General features: G+C 58.4%; 18 protein-coding genes. 14 read left to right on the top strand and 4 right to left on the bottom strand.

Translation table 11 applies throughout. The annotated features are described in order from the left end of the window. The first annotated feature begins 215 nt into the window (after nt 1–215). Nucleotides 216–482 carry a DksA/TraR family C4-type zinc finger protein gene (locus IAE48_RS23585; RefSeq protein WP_042713286.1) on the top strand — a complete coding sequence of 89 codons (267 nt, stop codon included), beginning with the start codon at nt 216–218 and terminating at the stop codon, nt 480–482. A 285-nt stretch (nt 483–767) separates the two neighbouring features. Further along, a complete protein-coding gene (gene ybiJ / locus IAE48_RS23580; RefSeq protein ID WP_200135739.1) occupies nt 768–1,028 on the top strand; it encodes a DUF1471 family protein YbiJ in 261 nt (86 codons plus the stop codon). Nucleotides 1,029–1,136: 108 nt separating this feature from the next. On the opposite strand, the gene ybiB is transcribed toward ybiJ, so the two are convergent. Continuing rightward, on the bottom strand, nt 1,137–2,105 hold the full coding sequence (gene ybiB / locus IAE48_RS23575) for a DNA-binding protein YbiB (protein ID WP_200135738.1): 969 nt from the start codon (nt 2,103–2,105) through the stop codon (nt 1,137–1,139). 25 nt (nt 2,106–2,130) lie between these two features. Then, nucleotides 2,131–4,272 (bottom strand): ATP-dependent DNA helicase DinG, encoded by a 2,142-nt coding sequence (gene dinG / locus IAE48_RS23570; protein ID WP_200135737.1) that lies wholly within the window; start codon nt 4,270–4,272, stop codon nt 2,131–2,133. A gap of 323 nt (nt 4,273–4,595) precedes the next feature. Between dinG and licT the strand changes: the two genes are divergently transcribed. From licT to IAE48_RS23550, 4 genes are all read left to right on the top strand, one after another. Then, on the top strand, nt 4,596–5,432 hold the full coding sequence (licT, locus tag IAE48_RS23565; protein ID WP_200135736.1) for a BglG family transcription antiterminator LicT: 837 nt from the start codon (nt 4,596–4,598) through the stop codon (nt 5,430–5,432). Nucleotides 5,433–5,591: 159 nt separating this feature from the next. After that, nucleotides 5,592–7,424 (top strand): beta-glucoside-specific PTS transporter subunit IIABC, encoded by a 1,833-nt coding sequence (locus IAE48_RS23560; RefSeq protein WP_200135735.1) that lies wholly within the window; start codon nt 5,592–5,594, stop codon nt 7,422–7,424. Between the two features lie 11 nt (nt 7,425–7,435). Further along, the gene (locus IAE48_RS23555) at nt 7,436–8,908 is read left to right on the top strand and encodes a 6-phospho-beta-glucosidase (RefSeq protein ID WP_200135734.1); all 1,473 of its coding nucleotides are present in this window, start codon (nt 7,436–7,438) and stop codon (nt 8,906–8,908) included. Between the two features lie 9 nt (nt 8,909–8,917). After that, nucleotides 8,918–10,309 carry a glycoside hydrolase family 1 protein gene (locus IAE48_RS23550; RefSeq protein WP_200135733.1) on the top strand — a complete coding sequence of 464 codons (1,392 nt, stop codon included), beginning with the start codon at nt 8,918–8,920 and terminating at the stop codon, nt 10,307–10,309. Nucleotides 10,310–10,948: 639 nt separating this feature from the next. Here the strand turns inward: IAE48_RS23550 and rhlE are convergent. Further along, nucleotides 10,949–12,379, bottom strand: a complete 1,431-nt coding sequence (gene rhlE / locus IAE48_RS23545; protein WP_128483344.1) for an ATP-dependent RNA helicase RhlE — start codon at nt 12,377–12,379, stop codon at nt 10,949–10,951. A gap of 282 nt (nt 12,380–12,661) precedes the next feature. On the opposite strand from rhlE, the gene cecR reads away from it, so the two are divergent. From cecR to IAE48_RS23520, 5 genes are read left to right on the top strand one after another with little or no spacing between them, the layout of a single operon-like run. Next, nucleotides 12,662–13,336, top strand: coding sequence for a transcriptional regulator CecR (cecR, locus tag IAE48_RS23540; protein ID WP_094420422.1), 675 nt, complete (start codon nt 12,662–12,664; stop codon nt 13,334–13,336). Beyond that, nucleotides 13,336–14,331 (top strand): secretion protein HlyD, encoded by a 996-nt coding sequence (hlyD, locus tag IAE48_RS23535; RefSeq protein WP_200135732.1) that lies wholly within the window; start codon nt 13,336–13,338, stop codon nt 14,329–14,331. Before cecR ends, hlyD begins: the two co-directional genes overlap by 1 nt. Beyond that, nucleotides 14,324–16,063 (top strand): ATP-binding cassette domain-containing protein, encoded by a 1,740-nt coding sequence (locus IAE48_RS23530; protein WP_200135731.1) that lies wholly within the window; start codon nt 14,324–14,326, stop codon nt 16,061–16,063. The genes hlyD and IAE48_RS23530 overlap by 8 nt, the downstream gene beginning before the upstream one ends. Continuing rightward, entirely contained in the window at nt 16,053–17,186 is a 1,134-nt protein-coding gene (locus IAE48_RS23525) for an ABC transporter permease (RefSeq protein ID WP_200135730.1), read from the top strand. Before IAE48_RS23530 ends, IAE48_RS23525 begins: the two co-directional genes overlap by 11 nt. 9 nt (nt 17,187–17,195) lie before the next feature. Then, nucleotides 17,196–18,302 (top strand): ABC transporter permease, encoded by a 1,107-nt coding sequence (locus IAE48_RS23520; protein WP_200135729.1) that lies wholly within the window; start codon nt 17,196–17,198, stop codon nt 18,300–18,302. On the opposite strand, the gene IAE48_RS23515 is transcribed toward IAE48_RS23520, so the two are convergent. Then, nucleotides 18,255–18,674: a YbhQ family protein gene (locus IAE48_RS23515; protein ID WP_094420426.1), complete on the bottom strand. Its 420-nt coding sequence runs from the start codon at nt 18,672–18,674 to the stop codon at nt 18,255–18,257. The genes IAE48_RS23520 and IAE48_RS23515 overlap by 48 nt on opposite strands. Before the next feature lie 133 nt (nt 18,675–18,807). Between IAE48_RS23515 and IAE48_RS23510 the strand changes: the two genes are divergently transcribed. From IAE48_RS23510 to IAE48_RS23500, 3 genes are read left to right on the top strand one after another with little or no spacing between them, the layout of a single operon-like run. Continuing rightward, on the top strand, nt 18,808–19,569 hold the full coding sequence (locus IAE48_RS23510; RefSeq protein WP_042714957.1) for an endonuclease/exonuclease/phosphatase family protein: 762 nt from the start codon (nt 18,808–18,810) through the stop codon (nt 19,567–19,569). After that, nucleotides 19,566–20,810: a cardiolipin synthase ClsB gene (clsB, locus tag IAE48_RS23505; protein WP_023479029.1), complete on the top strand. Its 1,245-nt coding sequence runs from the start codon at nt 19,566–19,568 to the stop codon at nt 20,808–20,810. Before IAE48_RS23510 ends, clsB begins: the two co-directional genes overlap by 4 nt. Then, a complete protein-coding gene (locus IAE48_RS23500; protein WP_042716917.1) occupies nt 20,810–21,775 on the top strand; it encodes a lysylphosphatidylglycerol synthase domain-containing protein in 966 nt (321 codons plus the stop codon). Before clsB ends, IAE48_RS23500 begins: the two co-directional genes overlap by 1 nt. Nucleotides 21,776–21,976: the final 201 nt, after the last annotated feature.

Here is a 21,976-nt window from a genome sequence, read left to right as displayed (position 1 = left end):
AAAGCAACGCTGGTGTCGCTGTAGGCTCGTTTTGGTAGGCCGGATAAGGCGCAGCCGCCATCCGGCAATTGTGCCGCGAAGATAATGCCGGATGGCGCGTAAACGCTTATCCGGCCTACGCCGTTCCAGCGGCTTCATTCCCTTGCGCCTTATCCGGCCTACAACTTCATGCCACTTTATAACGTCTATACTTAATGGCTATACAGGAGGAAATTATGGCTTCAGGTTGGGCAAACGACGATGCAGTACAGCAGCAGATCGACAGCACCATTGAGGATGCGGTCGCCCGCGCGCGCCGGGATATTCCGGGAGGCGAGAGCCTTACAGAGTGCGAAGAGTGCGGTGAAACCATTCCGGAAGCGCGGCGAAAAGCGATTCCCGGCGTGCGGCTGTGCGTGAAATGCCAGCAGGAGAAAGATTTACATAACTCTACATATTCAGGATATAATCGCAGAGGATCGAAGGATAGCCAGCTACGCTGACTTTTCCTGACGCTTCCCGGCAGGATAAGCACTTACCTTTACCTTCACACTTTTCCGCTTCGCTTGTCGCAAAATGTGCCGCTTATCTCCGCATGGCGAGGTAGTGCGCCCATTTCGTGCTTTTTTATCTTTTTAACCTTTATGCTTCAAAAACTTAACTATTGTTCAATTTTTTAGAACAAGGTTTTCAATTCTCTTCGATTTTCTCGCTGCTAAAAAACTGTGATACTTATCACATCGACGGAACATCGTCCCAAATTCAGTATAACCTGCGAGAGAAATCCTATGAGCGCCATTAAATATGCTGTTGCTGCTGTCGCACTATCCACCCTCTCTTTCGGTGCTTTTGCGGCTCAATCTGTTAACCCTGCTCAGGCAGGCGAGCTGAACAAAATCGGTGTGGTCTCCGCCCACGGCGCAACCACGCTGGACGGCCTTGAAGCACGCCTGGCAGAGAAAGCCAAAGCGGCAGGCGCTTCTGGCTACAGCATTCTGTCTACCACCGGCAATAACAAGCTGAGTGGCACAGCGGTTATCTATAAGTAACCTGACCCGCGTTTTACCCCGGCATTTTAACCCTCTGCCGGATGCACCACCCTCATTGACCCTTATTGCCCTTTGCATGGCCCGTCCAGGATTGTGACGGGCTTTTTTTTATCCAAATGTCGCCGCGACGCGCGCCATCCCCTCTTCCAGCGTTTGCGCTTCGCCGCTTGCCACCAGGCAGCAGGCCAGCTGCACCTTTAATGACTCCGGTATTGCTTCGCGTCCGCTAAGGCAACTCTCGATCCAGCGCGCCGTGCTGTCCGCATCTTTCGCTGCACCCGCAGCAGCAGGTTCAACCACCGCATCACTGCGGGCAAAAAGCACGCGCTCACCTGCGGCATCGATCAGGTTCATCTGCGGGCAGCGCTGCGGGTTGGCGTACACCTCCCCTTCGGTGCCCTGCATCAGCAGCCCGCGCCCGCCGATATCAGCGAAAAATTTCCCTACGCGGGTGAGGTACTCCGGGTGCGACACGCTGGAGAGGCGCAGCGCTGCCTCTTCGGCAAAGGGTGTCGCCAGCTTCGCCAGCGTGTGCGCGCTGTTACGCACACCCATGCGCCAGCGTAGCCCCAACTGATCCTCCAGCGGCGGGCAGAGAGCGCTGACCGGAATATAGACCGGCTGTTGCCCCTCCAGCTTCGCCTGCGCCTGACCGGCAAGCGTGGTGGCTTCAATGCCCAGCAGGGCGAAGATGGTTTCGCTGACGACGCGGGTCGGATCTTCACTCACGCCGTGCACCACCACCGGAAAGCCCAGTTTGCTGAGCAGAATCGCCAGCAGCGGCGTCAGGTTCGCCTGCTTGCGCGCGCCGTTATAGCTCGGGATAACAATCGGCATCGGTCTCGCCACCGGCGGCGTCAGCGTCATTGTCCGCTCCTGCATTGCCGCGTAGAAGCCGCGCATTTCGGCCTCGCCTTCCCCTTTAATACGCAGCGCAATCAGGATCGCGCCCATCTCCAGTTCCGGTACCTCGCCGTTGAGCATCCTCGCGTAGAGGCTGCGGGCGGTGTCAATATCAAGGTCGCGGGCGTGATTTTTGCCCCGGCCAACCTCTTTAATGATGGTGCGGTAATCCATGGACTCTCCTTGCGTGCTCACATCGTTAACGGCGCTTGCGGCGCTTCTGTTCTGGTTTCTTCACTATAACGTCAGGCATCGGCGGTTGGGAAATTGGAAATATTGGCAGTGCATCAAGCAGGCGTTTCCCATAACTCTTGGTCAACAGCCGCTTATCGTAGATCACTACTTCACCGCGACACTCGTGGCTACGGATCAGGCGCCCGACCTGTTGAATCAGGTTAAACGAGGCGCTCGGCAGGCTCTGCACTTCAAAGGGATAACGCTTGAGGCTTTTAAGCCACTCCCCTTCGGTGATCACCACCGGGCTGTCGATGGGCGGGAAGGCAATCTTATGGATATGCACCTGAGTGAGGTAATCCCCCTTCAGATCCAGCCCTTCAGCAAAGGATTGCAGGCCAACCAGCACGCTGCGCTCGCCGCCATCGATGCGTTTTCGGTGCGCCTCCACCAGCCGGTAACGGGGCTGATCGCCCTGCACCAGCAGCAACAGACGCAGATCGGGCACGTAGGTAAGAAAGAGCTGCATCGCGCGCTGGCTGGCGAAGAGCACCAGCATTCCGCGGTGCGCTCTGCTCTCCACCTGCTCACGGAACCAGGTCGCCATCTCGGCGATATGCTGCTCTTCGTTCTCCATCAGCGGCTCGTAGCGCATCTGCGGAATAATAATCTTGCCCTGCTCGACATGGTTGAACGGCGAGTCGAGGCTGACAAAGCGGTCCCCCGCTTTCTCCTTGAGGCCGCTCATCTCCTGCAAACGGTTGAAGCTGTTGAGCGAGCGCAGGGTCGCCGAGGTGACGACAATATGCGGCACGCTGCGCCAGAGCAGCTTTTCCAGCTGGTCGCTGACGCGAATGCCGACGCAGTGAAACTGCAGGTGCAGTTGCCCGTCGCGCACGTCGCGCGTTACCCATTTGGAGACCGGCGCGCCGGAGGCCTGTGCCATCGACGCCAGCCGCCAGAGCTTGCTCTGACTCTCAAACATCCCAAGCGCCCGGTTCATCTGCAAAATCACCCGGTGCAGACGCACAACGTCATGGCTGCCGGTTTTCTCGCTCAGATCGTTGAGAAACAGCTCCGCCAGCCCGCGCAGCATCTCGGTCAGTTTCGCCAGCCGCTGGCAGATCTCCATCACTTCATCCGGCAGTTCGCCCATCGTAAAGCGGTGTTCTGCCTCCTGCCCGGCGGGAAGATAGAGATTGAGAATGGCGTTGAGGGAGGAGATCAGCTCAAACAGCTCTTCGCAGTGGGCGTTGAGCCGCTCGGGCGTGGCCAGCGGCGGCAGGGTTTTCGGGCGAAACTGCTCAAGGCAGGTCGCCACCAGTTTGGTGAAGAGATCGAGTTGCAGCTGATACCAGCCGGCGGTGATCTCTGCCGACATCTCCAGGGCATCGCGGGCGACATCCGGCAGATGGTGGCCCTCGTCGAGCACCAGCAGCAGGTTTTTCGGCTCCGGCAGCACCGCTTCGCTCTCCATCGCCGCCATTACCAGCGCGTGGTTGGCGACCACCACTTCCGCTTCCTGGATCTCCCGACGCGCCACAAAGAAGGGGCACTCGCGGTAGTAGTGGCAGTTGCGGTTCAGGCAGCCCGCTTTATCGGTGCTCAGGCGTCGCCAGAGGTCGTCGCTGATGGCTTTATCGGTGTGATCGCGCAGGCCATCCCACTTGTAGCTGTCGAGATCGGCTTTCAGCGATGCGCAGCGCGTCTGCTCCTCTTTGTTGCCGGGCGTCAGTTCGTCATCAAGAAAGGCCAGCAGATCCTGCTGATTGGGATCGCTGCTGGCGAGCGCGGCAAGATTGCGCGGGCAGACATAGCGCCCGCGGCCAAAGGCGGCGGTAAAGCGCAAATCGGGGATAATTTTGCGCAGCAGCGGCAGATCTTTACTGAAGATCTGATCCTGTAGGGCGACGTTGGCGGTGCTGACCACCAGCGTTTTCTGCTCTTCACGAGCAATCGCAATACCCGGAATAAGGTATGAGAGGGTTTTCCCGACCCCGGTCGGCGCTTCAATCGCCAGATGGCGGCCCTCATCGCCCGCCAGCGTTTTTGCCACGTCAGCAATCATCTGACGCTGCGGCACGCGGGGAATAAAGTCCGGGATCTGTTGTTGCAACGCCTTATACCAGGCGGCAATTTGCGCTTTTAACGCGGCGGTAAGGGCCATTCGATAACCTGAAGTACTGTATAAACGGCCACTATTGTGGCACTTTTTCGCCCGCAGGGGCGAACGCTTTTTGCCGTTATGGAAGCCTGCTCGTAAATCGCGCGTCAGGCAGACGATACTTTTCGCAAAGCCGATCACAAATTGGCAGATCCATTTATGAAACCGCTTCCCGACGCGTTGAACATTTATATGGTCAATGCTAGCTTTTTATCTGCATTACGCTTGTTACCGAATATCGGGCAAAACCTAAATGCAGACTGAGGGGATCAATCCGTCCCTGGCTGTATTTACGTTTTGCCCGTTTTTGTTTGCAGGAGTTGGCGATGCTGGTCAAACAAATATTAAATAATAACGTTGTCAGCGCCCTCGATGAGCACGGCTTTGAGGTAATTCTGACCGGACGCGGCCTCGGGTTTAATACCCAGAGCGGCGACCGTGTCAATATGGACGCCATCGAGAAGATATTCCACCTGAAAGACTCCCAGCTCTCGGCCCGTTTTAAAGATCTGGTGAGCGAAGTGCCGGTGGAAATTGTCCAGCTAACGGCGGATATTGTCGCCCTCGCACGCGAAACGTTGCCGCATAAATTAAGCGACGGGCTGTATGTCACCCTTGCCGATCACCTCCATTTTGCCCTGCAGCGCAGTGAAACAGGCGAGAGTTTAGCCAACCCGCTGGAGTGGGAAGTACGCCACTTTTACACCGACGAGTACGCCATTGGCCGCCAGGCACTGGGCATGGTGGTAGCGCGCACCGGCACGCTGTTACCGGACAGCGAAGCGTGCAGTATCGCCCTGCATATTGTGAACGCCGGGCTAAACGATACGATGGGAAAAACCACGCAAATTACCCGGCTTATTTATCAGCTGCAAAATATCGTCAGATACTTTTTTACCCTGCCGCCCGATGAGCACACCCTCAATTACCAGCGCTTTATTACCCACTTAAAATTCTTCGCGCAGCGGGTGATTGCCGGGGAGATATTAAACAACGATGACGAGGAGTTATTTGCCATGGTTGAGCGCCGCTACCAGACAACGCTGAAGTGCGTTAATGCCATCAGCGAGTTTGTCGGCAAACATTATCACCACACCATGAGCAACTCCGAGAAGCTTTATCTGACCGTGCATATCGAAAACGTGGTGCAGCGGTCGGCGTAATTCACCCGGCAGGCAGAGATGCCTGCGGCGTGAAAAAATGAATTCCATCCAGGCTTGTTACTGTTAAATCAGGCAAACCCCAGAGGAAACAAGGTATCGGCCGAGGCCGGTGTTTGTTGATGACGCCAGAAAATCGGGCGTCTGTCTGGAGGAATGAGCATGAACTACCCGCAAACCGCGCAGAAGATCATTGCGCATATCGGCGGCGAGGAGAATATCCTGTCGCTGTTTCACTGCATCACCCGTCTGCGTTTTCTCCTTCACGACCATGACAAGGTCGACCGCGCGGCGCTGGAAGCGCTGGATGGCGTGATCGGCGTGAATATCTCTGGCGATCAGTACCAGCTGATTATCGGTAATGAGGTCGCCCCGCTCTGCGAAGCGCTGCTCGCGCAACTCCCAGGCGTCTCGTCCAGCGCCAGCAGCAGCAAACGGCGTAACCCGGTGTCAGTAGTGCTGGAGGGGCTATCAAGCATCTTCTCACCGATCATTCCGGCGATTGCCGGAGCCGGGATCCTGAAAGGGGTGCTGGCACTGATGGTCGCTATGCAGTGGCTTCAGACCAGCAACCAGACCTACCAGATCCTGCTCGCCATCAGCGATGGCGTTTTCTACTTTGTGCCGCTGGCGCTGGCCTTCAGCGCCGGGAATAAGTTTGGTGCCAACCCCTACGTCGCCGTGGCGCTCGCTGCCACCCTCTTCCACCCGGCGATCCAGACGCTGTTTAAATCCGGCGCGCCGGTGAGCTTTCTCGGCCTGCCGGTGCCGACGGTCAACTACGCCTCGACGGTGATCCCGATTCTGCTGGCGGTGTGGCTGTTAAGCCGGGTGGAGAAGCTGATTGACCGCATCATGCCTGGCGTGCTGAAAACGATGTTTGTGCCGCTGCTGAGCCTGGTGATTGTCGCGCCGATTACGCTGATGGTTATCGGGCCGCTCGGTATTTTCGCCGGGAATACGCTCTCCGGCGGCATTATCTGGCTGGTGGAAAACATGGGCATCGTTGCGGGCGTGGTGGTCGGCGGCACGCTGTCGATGATCATCATTACCGGCATGCACTATGTGCTGGTGCCAATCATGATTAACAACATCAGCACCATGGGTTTCGACCCGTTCAAAATCCTCTTTTATGTCGCCAACCTCGGCCAGGCGGGCGCGGCTTTCGGCGTATTTATCCGCGCACGGGATAAGAAGCTGAAATCGCTGGCGCTCTCCACCAGCTTCAGCGCGATGATGGGCATCACCGAACCGGCGATGTACGGCGTCAATATCCGCTACAAACGCCCCTTTGCCGCCGCGCTGCTGGGCGGCGCGATTGGCGGCGGCTTTGCGATGGCGATGGGGGTGAAAACCTACGCCTTTGCCCTCAGCGGCTTGCCCGGCCTGCCAGCGCTGGTCGGCCCGACCTTTCTCTGGGCGGTGGTCAGTATCGCGCTCTCCTTTGTCTCCGCTGCCGTGCTGACGGTGATCCTCGGTTTCGAAGAGAAGGTGGTCGCAGGCGTCAGCCCGGTGAAAATCGCACGCGAGGAAGAGCGACTCTTCGCCCCGGTTAGCGGCACGCTGAAAGCCCTCAATACCCTGAGCGACCCGGTCTTCGCCGATGAGATTTTCGGTAAAGGCCTGGCTATCGACCCGAGCAACGGCGAGCTACGTTCGCCGGTCAACGGCAAGGTGGAGTCGCTGTTTGAAACCCACCACGCACTGGCGCTGGAGAGCGATACCGGTGCCGAAATCCTCATCCATATCGGTATCGACACGGTGAAACTCGGCGGTAAGCACTTCACCAGCCATATCGAGGCCGGGCAGAACGTCGAGGTGGGCGATCTGCTGGTCAGCTTCGATCTCGCCGCGCTGCGGGCGGCGGGGATTGATCCGAGCGTGATCGTGGTGGTCACCAACAGCGAACAGTACGGCGATATCAGCCCGGTGAAAACAGATGGCGATGTCGCCAGCCGGGACGCATTTCTCACATTGACCGCAAGCGCGGCCTAAGGAGCACACCAGTGGCTTATTCGAAATCATTTCCGGAAGGGTTTTTATGGGGCGGCGCAACGGCGGCCAACCAGCTTGAAGGGGCATGGAACGTCGACGGCAAAGGGCTCTCCGTCTCTGATGTCTACACCTTCGATATCAACACGCCGCGCGAGCGCTGGCTCGATCAGTGGCTGGGAATGACCCACGCGCAGGTGCGTGAAGCGCAGGATCCTGACAGCAAAAAGTACTACCCGAAGCGCAAAGGCAACGACTTCTACCACCACTTTAAAGAGGATATCGCGCTGTTTGCCGGTATGGGCTTTAAGTGTTTTCGCATGTCGATTGCCTGGACGCGCATCTTCCCGCGCGGGGATGAGACCACGCCCAACGAAGCAGGCCTGGCGTTTTATGACGAAGTGTTCGACACGCTGCGCGCGCACGGCATCGAGCCGATTGTCTCCCTCTCCCACTATGAAATGCCGCTGGCGCTGGTCACCGATTACGGCGGCTGGCCGAACCGCCAGCTGGTCGATTTCTATGTCCGCTTTGCCACTACCGTCTTTACGCGCTATCGCAAAAAGGTGAAGTACTGGATGACCTTTAACGAGATCAACTGCGTGAAGCACCACCCCTATGTCAGCGTCGGGGTGATTGAGGAGGACAACCCACATCTTGAGCAGGATAAGTACCAGGGCGCGCACCACCAGTTTGTCGCCAGCGCGCTCGCCACCAAAGCGTGCCACGCCATTATTCCCGGCTCGCAGATGGGCTGCATGATCAGCTACCAGATGCTCTACCCGCACACCTGCCACCCGGATGATTTGCAGGCCTGCGAAGAGATGCAGCGCGTGTCGCTCTTCTTCAGCGATGTGCAGGCGCGCGGCTACTATCCCGCCTACACCGATCGCATGCTGGCGGAAAAAGGGGTGACGCTGCAAAAAGTGGTTGGCGATGATGAGATCCTGCGCCAGCACCCGGTCGATTTCGTCTCGTTCAGTTACTACATGTCGAGCACCGTCAGCGCCAACCCGGCGTTGCATGACGGCGCAGAAGGCAACCTGATCACCGGCGGCATTCGTAACCCCCATCTCACGACCAGCGAATGGGGCTGGCAGATCGATCCGAAAGGGCTGCGGCTGGCGCTCAATCAGCTCTATGACCGCTACCAGAAGCCGCTGTTTATTGCCGAGAACGGCCTCGGCGCGGTAGATACCGTTAATCCGGATGGCTCCATCGACGACGATTACCGTATCGACTACCTGCGCCAGCACGTGGTGCAGATGCAGGAGGCGATTGCCGACGGCGTCGATCTCTTCGGTTACACCTGGTGGGGGCCGATTGACGTGGTCAGCGCCGGCACGGCACAAATTTCCAAGCGATACGGCTTTATCTATGTCGATCAGGACGATATGGGCAACGGCAGCCAGGCGCGCTCACTGAAGAAAAGCTACCACTGGTATAAAAAACTGATCGCCTCGAATGGCGAAGACTTAGCGGATTAAGGAGCGGATATGTCTGTTTTTCCGAACGACTTTTTATGGGGCGGCGCGATCGCTGCTAATCAGGCAGAAGGCGCGTGGGACGAAGATGGCAAAGGGCCCTCTATCGCCGACGTGGTGCGCGGCGGGATCGCCTCCGGTAAACATGATGCGGTGATTGACCCGAACCTCTACTACGCCAGCCACCAGGCGGTCGACTTTTACCATCACTACAAAGAGGATGTAGCGCTCTTTGCCGAGATGGGCTTCAAATGCTTTCGCACCTCGATTGCCTGGTCGCGCATCTTCCCGCGCGGGGATGAGACCACGCCCAACGAGGCGGGGCTGCAATTTTACGACAACCTGTTTGATGAGCTGCTGAAGTACGGCATTGAGCCGGTGATCACGCTCTCGCATTACGAAACGCCGCTGGCGCTCTATCAGGAGTATGGCGGCTGGAAAAACCGCCAGCTTATCGACTTCTTCACCCGCTACTGCGAGACGGTGTTCCGCCGTTATCAGGGCAAGGTCAAATACTGGATGACCTTTAATGAGCTAAACAACATGAACCGCATGCCGTTCGCCACCGGCGCGGTGGATGTTGACGCCAGCCCGCAGGAGATTTGGCAGGCGAACCACCACCAGTTCGTTGCCAATGCGCTGGCGAACAAGCTCTGCCACGAGATCATGCCCAATGCGCTTATAGGCTGCATGTTGTCGCTGAGCACCGTCTACCCGGCGAGCTGCAACCCGGAGGATATCTTCTCGACCATGCAGCTGCGCCGCCGCTCGCTGCTTTTCTCCGACGTGATGATGCTGGGCGAATACCCGGCGTACGCTAAACGGCTGCTGAACGATCTGGGGGTGAAGCTGGAGACGGCAGAGGGCGATATGCAGCTGCTTAAATCGTATCCTTCTGATTACCTTAGCTTTAGCTACTATCGCAGCGTGCTGCACCAGGCGGGCGGGCAGTTCCGCGTTGATACCGGCGGCACCGCCGGGCTGGACAACCCGTTCCTGGAGAAGACCGAGTGGGGCTGGCCTATCGATCCGCTCGGTTTTCGTATCGTCTGTAATGAGCTGGCGGACCGCTACCGCAAGCCGCTGTTTATCGTCGAAAACGGTTATGGCGGTGTTGATGAGGTGCAGGCCAACGGCGAGATTAATGATCAGGCGCGCATCGATTATGGCCGCCGCCATATTCAGGCAATGGCCGAGGCGATTGCGGATGGCTGCGAGATTATGGGTTACACCTGGTGGGGACCGATTGATATTGTCAGCGCTGGCACCGGCGAGATGAAAAAGCGCTACGGCTTTATCTATGTCGATAAAGACAACGAGGGCAACGGTACGCTCAAGCGCAGCAAGAAGCGCAGCTTTGAGTGGTATCAGCAGGTTATCGCCAGTAATGGAGAGGTGTTGTAGGCCGGATAAGCGTGTAACGCGCCATCCGGCGATCGGTGCGGCACGTTGCCTCGGTGGACGGGGTTCTGTAGGCCGGATAAGGCGCAGCCGCCATCCGGCAATGGGTCTGGCATTTGGCATTGGTGGAAGGGTTCCGTTCACCAGGCGTGGGGGAGTTTCATTAACCTCTTATGCGGTGAACGGGACAAGGGGGGGACCGCTCCCCCCTTGTCAATCCCCGCGGCCCCGCGAGGAAATCGGTGCTGCGCACTGCGCTCACCTCCCGCGTGCCTGACTGCGGCCGGCTCGACTCGACATCCTGTCTCGGTTCGCCTCTGTCCGCCATCCATGGCGTCCAGACCTTGTCATTCACGCTTCGGTTCGCCGATTTCAGCGGGGACACAACCCCTCGCTGCCATATCGCAAAAAAAAGCAACGCTGGTGTCGCTGTAGGCTCGTTTTTGTAGGCCGGATAAGGCACAGCCGCCATCCGGCAATCGGTGCCGCGGGGAGAATGCCGGATGGCGCTCACGCTTATCCGGCCTACGCCGTTTCAGTGAGATCGTGTCAGCGGCACCATAAAAAAACCGCCATCCGGCGTAATGCCCGATGGCGGTTTTGAGTGCCGGGTAAACCTACCCGGCCTGAACGGAAACAGATTTACGCGGAAGCGGGTTTACGCGGACGACGACGGCGTGCGCCGTTGTTTGCCGGTTTCGCTGCACCGCCATCAAGACGGCGATTGCCCACGGGCTTCGCGGCTCCACCTTCCGTTTTAGCGGCTCCGCCGTCGTTACTGCGACGCGGATGACGCGCTTTCTGCGTCTCGCCTTCGCTACGGCGCGGTGCGGACTGGCTGCGACCGCCGCCACCGCCCTGCCCGCGTCCACCGCCGCCCTGACGGCCGCCGTTCTGACCACGACCATTCTGGATCGGCTCCGCTTTGATTGACGGATCCGGCTCATAGCCTGCAACCGCAACACGCGGGATCTCTTTTTTCAGCAGACGCTCAATGTCGCGCAGCAGTTTATGCTCATCGACACAGACCAGCGACAGCGCTTCACCGGTGGCGGCAGCACGGCCGGTACGGCCGATGCGGTGTACGTAATCTTCCGGCACGTTCGGCAACTCATAGTTGACGACATGCGGCAGCTCTTCGATATCGAGGCCGCGCGCGGCGATATCCGTAGCCACCAGCACGCGAATCGAACCGGATTTAAAGTCTGCCAGCGCACGCGTACGTGCGCCCTGGCTCTTGTTACCGTGGATCGCCGCACTGGTGATGCCATCTTTGTTCAACTGCTCAGCCAGGTGGTTGGCGCCATGCTTGGTACGGGTAAAGACCAGCACCTGCTGCCAGTTACCTTCGCCAATCATCTGTGACAGCAGTTCCCGCTTGCGTTTCTTATCCACAAAGTGAACGTGCTGTGTCACCTGCTCGGAAGCGGTGTTGCGGCGCGCAACTTCGATCTCCAGCGGGTTGTGCAGCAGCTTTTCCGCCAGCTGTTTGATCTCATCCGAGAAGGTCGCGGAGAAGAGCAGGTTCTGACGCTTCGCCGGCAGCTTCGACAGCACGCGGCGAATATCGTGGATAAAGCCCATATCCAGCATACGGTCAGCTTCATCCAGCACGAGAATTTCCACGCTGTCGAGCTTGAGGGCATTTTGGTGTTCGAGATCGAGCAGACGGCCCGGGGTAGCCACCAGGATGTCAACGCCGCCACGCAGTTTCATCATCTGCGGGTTAATGCTGACGCCGCCGAAGACGACCATCGAACGAATATTGAGATACTGGCTATACTCCTGCACGTTCTCACCGACCTGCGCCGCGAGTTCACGGGTTGGGGTCAGGATCAGGGCGCGTACCGGACGGCGGCCTTTCGCGTGAGGCTGGCTCTGCACCAGGCGTTGCAACAGCGGCAGTGTAAAACCGGCGGTTTTACCGGTACCGGTCTGGGCGCTGGCCATCAGATCGCGGCCTTGCAGCACCGCAGGGATCGCCTGCTGTTGAATAGGGGTCGGCTCGAGGTAACCCTGCTCCGCAACTGCGCGCAGGATATCCGGATTCAGGCCAAGGGCATCAAATGACATAACAACTCCGCACCGCCCCGACCTGTCACAGGTGTAGTTTTCGAGGAGATAATAGGTAGACTGATGACAAAAACCACAATGTCATGAAGGTGCGGAGTGTATCAGCTTTTGTGATCCGGCGCATAAAATATCCCACGTCAATGTCTCAGCAAGATATCTTCCCGCTTCATTCTCTGAAAAAGGGATAAATTTAGCCCCCCTCACATTTCCTGCGCAAAAATTGGACAACATTTTTCCGGTGTCGTAGAGTTAATCAATCGATTGATTAATTTTATAAGCCCTATGAATAGCACACCGACCACCAGCAAAGGCGAACAGGCCAAAAATCAGTTAATTGCCGCCGCCCTTGCGCAGTTTGGCGAGTATGGCCTGCATGCCACCACGCGGGATATTGCCGCTCAGGCCGGGCAGAACATCGCCGCGATCCCCTACTACTTCGGCTCGAAAGAGGATCTCTACCTCGCCTGCGCGCAGTGGATTGCCGACTTTATCAGCCACCATTTTGCGCCACACGTGCAGGCCGCCGAAGCGCTGTTTGCCGAGCCTGAGCCAGACCGCCCGGCGATCCGCGCACTGATCCATCGCGCCAGCAAAGAGATGCTCACGCTGCTGACCCATGATGAAACCCTCAACCTGAGCAAATTTATCTCCCGCGAGCAGCTCTCCCCCACCCGTGCGTATCAGATTGTGCATGAGCAGGTGATCGACCCGATGCACCAGCATTTGACGCGTCTGCTCGCCGCCTACACTGGCCAGGATGCTGACAGCACGCAGATGGTGCTGCATGCCCACGCCTTAATCGGCGAGATCCTCGCCTTCCGCCTGGTGCGGGAGACCATTTTGCTGCGTGCAGGCTGGACGCAGTTCGACGAAGAGAAAACGGAAATGATCTTTCAAGTCATCACCTGCCATATCGATTTTATTTTGCAGGGATTAACGCACAGGAGTCCGGAGTGATGAAAAAGCGTAGCGTTGTGGTGTTACTCAGCGTGGTGCTGCTGGCGATGCTTGCCGGCGGTTGGTACTGGTATCAAAGCAGGCAGGACGACAGCCTGACGCTGTATGGCAATGTCGATATCCGCACCGTTAATTTAAGTTTTCGCGTCGGCGGGCGGCTGGCGGCGTTGCAGGTGGATGAGGGCGACAGCGTACAGGCCGGGCAGAAGCTCGGCGAAATCGACCGCGCGCCTTATGAAAACGCGCTGTTGCAGGCGAAAGCCAACGTCTCGACTGCCGAGGCCAAATATGCGTTAGCCACCGAAGGCTACCGCGCTGAGGAGATCGCCCAGGCCGCCTCCGCCGTTAGCCAGGCGCAGGCCGCATACGATTACGCGCAGAACTTCTACCAGCGCCAGCAGGGGCTGTGGAAAACAAAAGTGATCTCGGCAAACGATCTGGAGAACGCCCGCTCATCGCGCGACCAGGCGCAGGCAACGCTCAAATCGGCGCAGGATAAGCTGCGCCAGTTCCGTGCCGGTAACCGCCCGCAGGAGATCGCCCAGGCGAAAGCGGGCCTCGAGCAGGCGCAGGCCGCGCTGGCACAGGCAGGGCTTGATTTGCAGGACACGACGCTGGTCGCGCCGAGCAACGGCACGGTGCTGACCCGCGCCGTCGAGCCGGGCAGCATGCTTAATGCCGGTAGCAGCGTGTTAACGCTGTCGCTGACCCGCCCGGTGTGGGTGCGCGCCTATGTCGATGAGCGCAATCTGCACCAGACGCGACCGGGGGCTGAAATCCTGCTCTATACCGATGGCCGCCCGGATAAGCCCTATCACGGCAAAATCGGCTTTGTCTCGCCGACCGCCGAATTTACCCCGAAAACCGTTGAGACCCCGGATCTGCGTACCGACCTGGTCTATCGCCTGCGCATTATCGTCACCGATGCCGATGATAACCTGCGCCAGGGGATGCCGGTGACGCTGCGCTTCGACGGCGAGGCGCGTCATGAATGAGCGGACTATCCAGCTCGACGGGCTGATAAAACAGTTCCCCGGCATGGAGAAACCCGCGGTGGCGCGGCTGGATTGTAAAATCCAGGCCGGTTATGTCACCGGGCTGGTCGGCCCGGATGGCGCGGGCAAAACCACACTGATGCGCATTCTGGCCGGGCTGATGAAGCAGAACGAGGGGCGTGTGCGCGTGCTGGGTCTCGATCCCATCGATAACGACAGCGAGCTGCACGCCGTGCTCGGCTATATGCCGCAGAAATTTGGCCTCTATGAAGATCTGACGGTGATGGAGAACCTGATCCTCTATGCCGATCTGCGCAGCGTCACCGGCGAGAAGCGCCAGCAGATGTTTACCCGCCTGCTTGAGTTTACCTCCCTCGGCCCCTTTACCGACCGGCTGGCGGGCAAACTCTCTGGCGGTATGAAGCAGAAGCTGGGGCTGGCCTGTACGCTGGTCGGCGATCCGCAGGTGCTGCTGCTTGATGAGCCAGGCGTCGGCGTCGATCCCATTTCGCGGCGCGAGCTGTGGCAGATGGTGCATGAGCTGGCGGGCGACGGGATGCTGATCCTCTGGAGCACCTCCTATCTTGATGAAGCGGAGCAGTGCCGCGATGTGCTGCTGATGAACGAGGGCGAGCTGCTCTACCACGGCGAGCCAAAAGCGTTAACCCAGAGCATGGCCGGGCGCAGCTTTCTGCTTACCAGCCGCGATGAGAATAACCGCCGCCTGTTGCGGCGCATTCTCAGGCTGCCGCAGGTGAGCGACGGCGTGATCCAGGGGCGTTCGGTGCGCATGATCCTGAAAAAAGGGGCTGATGTGCAGGCGATTCACGCCGCGCCAGAGATGCCGCCGCTACAGATTGAGGAGACCGCTCCGCGCTTTGAAGATGCCTTTATCGACCTGCTGGGCGGCGCAGGTGCAGCCGAGTCGCCGCTTGGCAAGATCCTGCACTCGGTGAAGGGCGACGCCGAAGAGACGGTGATTGAAGCGAGATCGCTTACCAAAAAGTTTGGCGATTTCGCCGCCACCAACGAGGTCAATTTTGCCGTCAAGCGCGGCGAGATCTTTGGCTTGCTCGGCCCGAACGGCGCGGGCAAGTCTACCACCTTCAAGATGATGTGCGGTCTGCTGGTGCCGACCGCCGGCCAGGCGCTGGTGCTGAATATGGATCTCAAGGTCAGCTCCGGCAAAGCGCGCCAGCGCCTTGGCTATATGGCGCAGAAGTTCTCCCTCTACGGCAACCTGACGGTGGAGCAGAATCTGCGCTTCTTCTCCGGCGTCTACGGTCTGCGCGGCAGCGCACAGCGCGAGAAGATGGCGCGGATGAGCGAAGCGTTTGGTCTGGAAACCATTGCTCGTCACGCCACCGATGCCCTGCCGCTCGGCTACAAGCAGCGCCTGGCACTGGCCTGCTCGCTGATGCACGAGCCGGACATTCTTTTCCTTGATGAACCCACCTCCGGCGTCGATCCCCTCACCCGCCGCGAGTTCTGGCTGCATATCAACAGCATGGTGGAGAAAGGGGTGACGGTAATGGTCACCACCCACTTTATGGATGAGGCGGAGTATTGCGACCGCATCGGGCTGGTCTACCGCGGCAAGCTGATTGCCAGCGGCACGCCGGACGAGCTGAAGGCGCAGACCGCCGATGACAACCACCCGGACCCGACGATGGAGCATGCGTTTATCACGCTGATCCAGAACTGGGATAAGGAGCATAGTAATGCGCGTTAACGCCCTCTCCTGGCGGCGCGTGCGGGCACTGTGCGTCAAAGAGACGCGGCAGATCGTGCGCGACCCGAGCAGCTGGCTGATTGCGGTGGTGATCCCGCTGCTGCTGCTGTTTATTTTTGGCTACGGCATCAACCTCGACTCCAGCAAGCTGCGCGTCGGCGTGCTGCTTGAGCAGCGCAGCGATGAGGCGCTCGATTTTACCCACGCGCTTACCGGCTCGCCCTACATTGACGCCACCATCAGCAGCGATCGCCAGCAGTTGATCGAGATGATGCAGGCCGGGCGCATCCGCGGCCTGGTGGTGATTCCCGTCAACTTCGATGCCCAAATGGCAAGGCCTGGCGAGGAGGCACCGATTCAGGTGATCACCGACGGCAGCGAACCGAATACCGCCAACTTTGTGCAGGGCTATTTACAAGGGATCTGGCAACTCTGGCAGGCGCAGCGCGCGGAAGATCGCGGCGAGACGTTCACGCCGCTAATCGATGTGCAGACGCGCTACTGGTTCAACCCGGCGGCCATCAGCCAGCACTTTATTATTCCCGGCGCGGTGACCATTATCATGACGGTGATTGGCGCGATCCTTACCTCGCTGGTGGTGGCGCGCGAGTGGGAGCGCGGCACCATGGAGGCGCTGCTCTCCACCGAGATCACCCGCGCTGAGCTGCTGCTCTGTAAGCTCATTCCCTACTACTTTCTCGGCATGCTGGCGATGCTGCTCTGTATGCTGGTGTCGGTCTTTATTCTTGGTGTGCCTTATCGCGGCTCGCTGCTGATCCTCTTCCTGCTCAGTAGCTTGTTTTTGCTCAGCACGCTCGGCATGGGGCTTTTAATCTCCACCACCACGCGCAACCAGTTCAACGCCGCGCAGGTGGCGCTGAACGCCGCGTTTCTGCCGTCGATTATGCTCTCTGGCTTTATCTTTCAGATCGACAGTATGCCGGCGATTATTCGTGCGGTGACCTATATCATCCCGGCGCGTTACTTCGTCAGCACACTGCAAAGCCTCTTTCTCGCGGGCAATATTCCGCTGGTATTGACCATCAATATGCTGTTTTTGGTGGCCTCCGCCGTGATGTTTATCGGCCTGACGTGGCTGAAAACCAAACGCAGGCTGGATTAAGGAGAAGCCATGTTTCACCGTTTATGGACGCTGATCCGCAAAGAGTTGCAGTCCCTGCTGCGTGAGCCGCAAACCCGCGCCATTTTGATTCTGCCGGTGATTTTTCAGGTGCTGCTCTTCCCGTTTGCCGCCACCCTTGAGGTGACCAACGCCACTATCGCTATCTATAACGAGGATAACGGCAGGCACGCGGTGGAGCTGACCCAGCGCTTTGCCCGCGCCAAGGCCTTTACCAATGTGCTGCTGCTGCACAGCCCGCAGGAAATTCGTCCGACGCTGGATACGCAAAAAGCGCTGCTGCTGGTGCGCTTCCCGGCGGATTTTTCCCGCGATCTCGACAGCGGCAAACCGGCGCAGATGCAGTTGATCCTCGACGGGCGTAACTCCAACAGCGCGCAGATCGCCGCCAACTATCTGCAGCAGGTGGTGAAGGATTATCAGCAGGAGCTGCTGGCCGGGCAGCCGACGCCGAACAACAGCGAGCTGGTGGTGCGCAACTGGTACAACCCGAATCTCGATTACAAATGGTTTATCGTGCCGTCGCTGGTAGCGATGATCACCACCATCGGCGTGATGATTGTCACCTCGCTGTCGGTAGCGCGCGAGCGGGAACAGGGCACCTTCGATCAGCTGTTGGTCTCGCCGCTCGCCACCTGGCAGATCTTTATTGGCAAAGCGGTTCCTGCGCTGATTGTCGCCGCGTTTCAGGCAACGATCGTGCTGCTGTTCGGTATTCTGGCTTACCAGATCCCGTTTGCCGGATCGCTACTGCTCTTCTACTTCGCGATGCTGGTTTACGGCCTGTCGCTGGTCGGGTTTGGGCTACTGATCTCGTCGTTTTGCGAAACGCAGCAGCAGGCGTTTATCGGGGTGTTTGTCTTTATGATGCCGGCGATCCTGCTCTCGGGTTACGTTTCGCCGGTGGAGAACATGCCGGTGTGGTTACAGAACTTAACCTGGATTAACCCGATCCGGCACTTTACCGATATCACCAAGCAGATCTATTTGAAGGATGCCAGTCTGGAGATTATCTGGGGAAGCCTGTGGCCGCTGATAGTAATTGCCCTGTCAACGGGCACCGCGGCCTACGCCATGTTTCGTCGTCACACGACCTAGCCGTTTCTCTTTAGTTAAGAGTGAGACCACCGCCGGGCCGCCAAGGATCGCCAGCCCGGCAAGCGCCAGCAGGTAGTTGTTTTGCAGCACCCGCGAGAGCAGCCAGATGGCAATAAGGGATGCGCCAAAATACCAGGTGGTGGTTAGCTCTTCGAGCACATCACCAATGCCGCGCCAGCCAGCGTCATGATGGCGCTGGAAAAAGAGCATCAGCAGCACGGTGACGCCATAAAGCACGCACAACCCCAGCCCCACGTGCACCAGCCTGCCGCTCATCCAGCCCATCACCAGTATCGCCACAATCATCAAATGCAACATAATCTGCCAGCAACTCAGGCCTGTTGCGACACGAACACGTTGTTGCCACTTCATGGCATCTCTCCGCAAGGATTTTACTCTTGTAGAAGAGTACCCCGATCTACGGAAAATTCTGTAACCCCGGCTTTTTTTGTGACAGGGACTACAATTTATTTCTATACAGGAGAGTGATGCTGGCAGGAGATTTATGACCCAACACGCGCGACCATTTTCATTAAAAGTATTGACGATTAACACACACAAAGGCTTTACCACCTTCAACCGGCGCTTTATTTTGCCCGAGTTGCGCGATGCCGTGCGCCTGGTGAGCGCCGATATCGTCTGCCTGCAAGAGGTGATGGGCGCCCACGAAGTGCATCCGCTGCGCGTTGAGAACTGGCCCGATACCACCCACTACGAATTTATCGCCGATACCATGTGGAGCGACTTCGCTTACGGGCGCAATGCGGTCTATCCTGAAGGGCACCACGGCAATGCGGTGCTCTCCCGCTATCCGATTGAACACTACGAAAACCTCGACGTCTCAGTAGACGGCAGCGAAAAACGCGGCCTGCTCTACTGCCGGATTGTGCCGCCCGATTATGGCGGCGCGGTGCACGTCCTCAGCGTTCATCTTGGACTGAAAGAGGCGCACCGACAGGCGCAACTCAAAATGCTGGCGGAGTGGGTCAACTCTCTGCCGGAAGGCGAACCGGTGCTGGTGGCGGGTGATTTCAACGACTGGCGGCAAAAAGCCAACCAGCCGCTTAAAGCGCAGGCCGGGCTTGAGGAGATCTTCACCCGCGCGCACGGTCGCCCGGCGCGAACGTTCCCGGTCAGCCTGCCTTTACTGCGCCTCGACAGAATTTATGTCAAAAACGCCAGCGCCAGTGCGCCGACAGCGCTGCCGCTGCGCAACTGGCGTCATCTGTCCGATCATGCCCCCCTGAGTGCGGAGATCCATTTATGAAATGTAGCTGGCGGGACGGTAACCGCATCCAGTTGCTGGAAAATGGTGATAACTACTATCCGGCGCTCTACGATGCGATTGATAACGCGCAACAGAAAATTATTCTCGAAACCTTTATCTGGTTTGAAGACAAAGTGGGCAAAGAGCTGCACAGCGTGCTGCTACGCGCCGCCCAGCGCGGCGTCAGTATTGAGGTGCTGCTCGACGGCTACGGTTCACCCGATTTAAGCGAATCGTTTGTCAGCACCCTCACCTCGGCGGGGGTGATTTTCCGCTACTACGATCCGCGCCCGCCGCTGCTCGGCATGCGTACCAACGTCTTCCGTCGTATGCACCGCAAAATTGTGGTGATCGATAACACCGTCGCCTTTGTCGGCGGGATTAACTACTCGGCCGAACACCTCTCTGATTATGGCCCCGAGGCAAAACAGGATTACGCCGTGCGGGTCGAGGGACCGATCGTCGAAGATATTCTGCAATTTGAGCTGGAAAACCTGCCCGATAACGCCCCGGCGAAACGCTGGTGGCAGCGCCGCCGTCATCGCCCGGAAGAGAACCGTAAGCCGGGCGAAGCGCAGGCGCTGTTTGTCTGGCGCGATAATGACGACCACCGCGACGATATTGAACGTCACTACCTGAAGATGCTGGCTAACGCCCGCCGGGAAGTGATTATCGCCAACGCCTACTTCTTCCCCGGTTACCGGCTTTTGCACGCAATGCGTAACGCTGCCCGTCGCGGCGTCACCGTGAAGCTGATTGTGCAGGGCGAGCCGGATATGCCGATTGTCAAAGTGGGCGCGGAGCTGCTCTACAACTACCTGCTGAAAGGCGGCGTGAAGGTGTATGAGTATCGCCGCCGTCCGCTGCACGGCAAAGTGGCGCTGATGGACGATCACTGGGCGACCGTTGGCTCCAGTAACCTTGACCCGTTAAGCCTGTCACTCAATCTCGAAGCGAACCTGATTATTCACGATCGCGAGTTCAACCAGACGCTGCGCGATAATCTGCAAAAGATTATTGAGCAGGATTGTAAGCAGGTGGATGAGTCGATGGCGCCGAAGCGCACCTGGTGGAATCTCGGGAAAAGCGTGGTGGTGTTCCACTTCTTACGCCACTTCCCGGCGCTGGTCGGCTGGTTACCGGCGCATACCCCTAAACTGGCTGAAGTGGGGCCGCCGGTACAGCCGGAGATGGAAACCCAGGACAGAAACGAAGCACAGCACTCGGGAGCAAAACCCTGATGTCAACATCACATCCGCGCTGGCGGTTGGCTAAAAAAATCCTCACGGTGATCTTTTTTATCGCCGTTATTGTTCTGCTGGTGCTCTACGCGCAGAAGGTGAACTGGGAAGATGTCTGGAAGGTCATTCGTGATTACAACCGCACCGCCCTGCTGAGCGCGGTGGCGCTGGTGATCCTCAGCTACGTGCTGTATGGCTTTTACGATCTGCTCGGCCGCGCCTACTGCGGCCATAAGCTCGCGAAGCGCCAGGTGATGCTGGTGTCGTTTATCTGTTACGCCTTTAACCTGACGCTCAGCACCTGGGTTGGCGGGATTGGCATGCGTTATCGCCTCTACTCGCGGCTTGGGCTGCCGGGCAGCACCATTACGCGCATCTTCTCGCTCAGTATCACCACCAACTGGCTGGGCTATATTCTGCTCGGCGGGCTGATCTTTACCTTTGGCGTGGTGGAGATCCCGGCGCACTGGTATATCGACGCCTCGACGCTGCGCATTGTCGGCGTGGTGCTGCTGTTGATTATCGCCGTCTACCTGTGGGGCTGCGCGTTTGCGAAACGCCGTCACGTCACCATTAAGGGCCACAAACTGGTGCTGCCGTCGTGGAAGTTTGCCGTCGCGCAGATGGTGATCTCCAGCGCTAACTGGATTGCGATGGGGGCGATTATCTGGATCCTGCTCGGCATGCGCGCCGACTTCTTCTTTGTGCTTGGGGTGCTGCTGGTCAGCAGTATCGCCGGGGTGATTGTGCATATCCCGGCGGGCATCGGCGTGCTGGAAGCGGTGTTTATCGCCCTGCTCGCCAGCGAGCATGTATCGCAGGGGATTATTATCGCCGCCCTGCTCGCCTACCGGGTGCTCTATTACTTCCTGCCGCTGCTGCTGGCGCTGATTGGTTATCTGCTGCTGGAGAGCCGCGCCAAGAAGCTGCGAGCGAAAAACGAGAAGGCGATGGCGCAGCAGTGATTGTGCCGTCCCGTGAAGCGGCGTAGGCCGGATAAGCGTGTAACGCGCCATCCGGCATCCTCTCCGCGGCACCGATTGCCGGATGGCGGCTACGCCTTATCCGGCCTACGCGGTTTCAGCAGCAACGGTTTTTCATTCGACACCTATCTTACAGCGACGGTGTTGACCCCCGCTGAAATCGGCGAACCGAAGCGTGAATGA

The organism is Kosakonia sp. S57, assembly GCF_016516575.1.
GTDB lineage: Bacteria > Pseudomonadota > Gammaproteobacteria > Enterobacterales > Enterobacteriaceae > Kosakonia > Kosakonia cowanii.
This window is presented reverse-complemented; position numbering and strand designations above follow the sequence as displayed.

Bases quoted from the DNA above. Each gene is read 5' to 3' on its own strand.
- IAE48_RS23500 (WP_042716917.1), top strand. From the start codon at position 20,810: ATGTCAACATCACATCCGCGCTGGCGGTTGGCTAAAAAAATCCTCACG.
- IAE48_RS23525 (WP_200135730.1), top strand. From the start codon at position 16,053: ATGCGCGTTAACGCCCTCTCCTGGCGGCGCGTGCGGGCACTGTGCGTC.
- IAE48_RS23585 (WP_042713286.1), top strand. From the start codon at position 216: ATGGCTTCAGGTTGGGCAAACGACGATGCAGTACAGCAGCAGATCGAC.
- cecR (WP_094420422.1), top strand. From the start codon at position 12,662: ATGAATAGCACACCGACCACCAGCAAAGGCGAACAGGCCAAAAATCAG.
- IAE48_RS23515 (WP_094420426.1), bottom strand. From the start codon at position 18,674: ATGAAGTGGCAACAACGTGTTCGTGTCGCAACAGGCCTGAGTTGCTGG.
- IAE48_RS23530 (WP_200135731.1), top strand. From the start codon at position 14,324: ATGAATGAGCGGACTATCCAGCTCGACGGGCTGATAAAACAGTTCCCC.
- hlyD (WP_200135732.1), top strand. From the start codon at position 13,336: ATGAAAAAGCGTAGCGTTGTGGTGTTACTCAGCGTGGTGCTGCTGGCG.
- IAE48_RS23510 (WP_042714957.1), top strand. From the start codon at position 18,808: ATGACCCAACACGCGCGACCATTTTCATTAAAAGTATTGACGATTAAC.
- rhlE (WP_128483344.1), bottom strand. From the start codon at position 12,379: ATGTCATTTGATGCCCTTGGCCTGAATCCGGATATCCTGCGCGCAGTT.
- ybiJ (WP_200135739.1), top strand. From the start codon at position 768: ATGAGCGCCATTAAATATGCTGTTGCTGCTGTCGCACTATCCACCCTC.
- IAE48_RS23560 (WP_200135735.1), top strand. From the start codon at position 5,592: ATGAACTACCCGCAAACCGCGCAGAAGATCATTGCGCATATCGGCGGC.
- ybiB (WP_200135738.1), bottom strand. From the start codon at position 2,105: ATGGATTACCGCACCATCATTAAAGAGGTTGGCCGGGGCAAAAATCAC.
- dinG (WP_200135737.1), bottom strand. From the start codon at position 4,272: ATGGCCCTTACCGCCGCGTTAAAAGCGCAAATTGCCGCCTGGTATAAG.
- licT (WP_200135736.1), top strand. From the start codon at position 4,596: ATGCTGGTCAAACAAATATTAAATAATAACGTTGTCAGCGCCCTCGAT.
- IAE48_RS23550 (WP_200135733.1), top strand. From the start codon at position 8,918: ATGTCTGTTTTTCCGAACGACTTTTTATGGGGCGGCGCGATCGCTGCT.
- clsB (WP_023479029.1), top strand. From the start codon at position 19,566: ATGAAATGTAGCTGGCGGGACGGTAACCGCATCCAGTTGCTGGAAAAT.
- IAE48_RS23520 (WP_200135729.1), top strand. From the start codon at position 17,196: ATGTTTCACCGTTTATGGACGCTGATCCGCAAAGAGTTGCAGTCCCTG.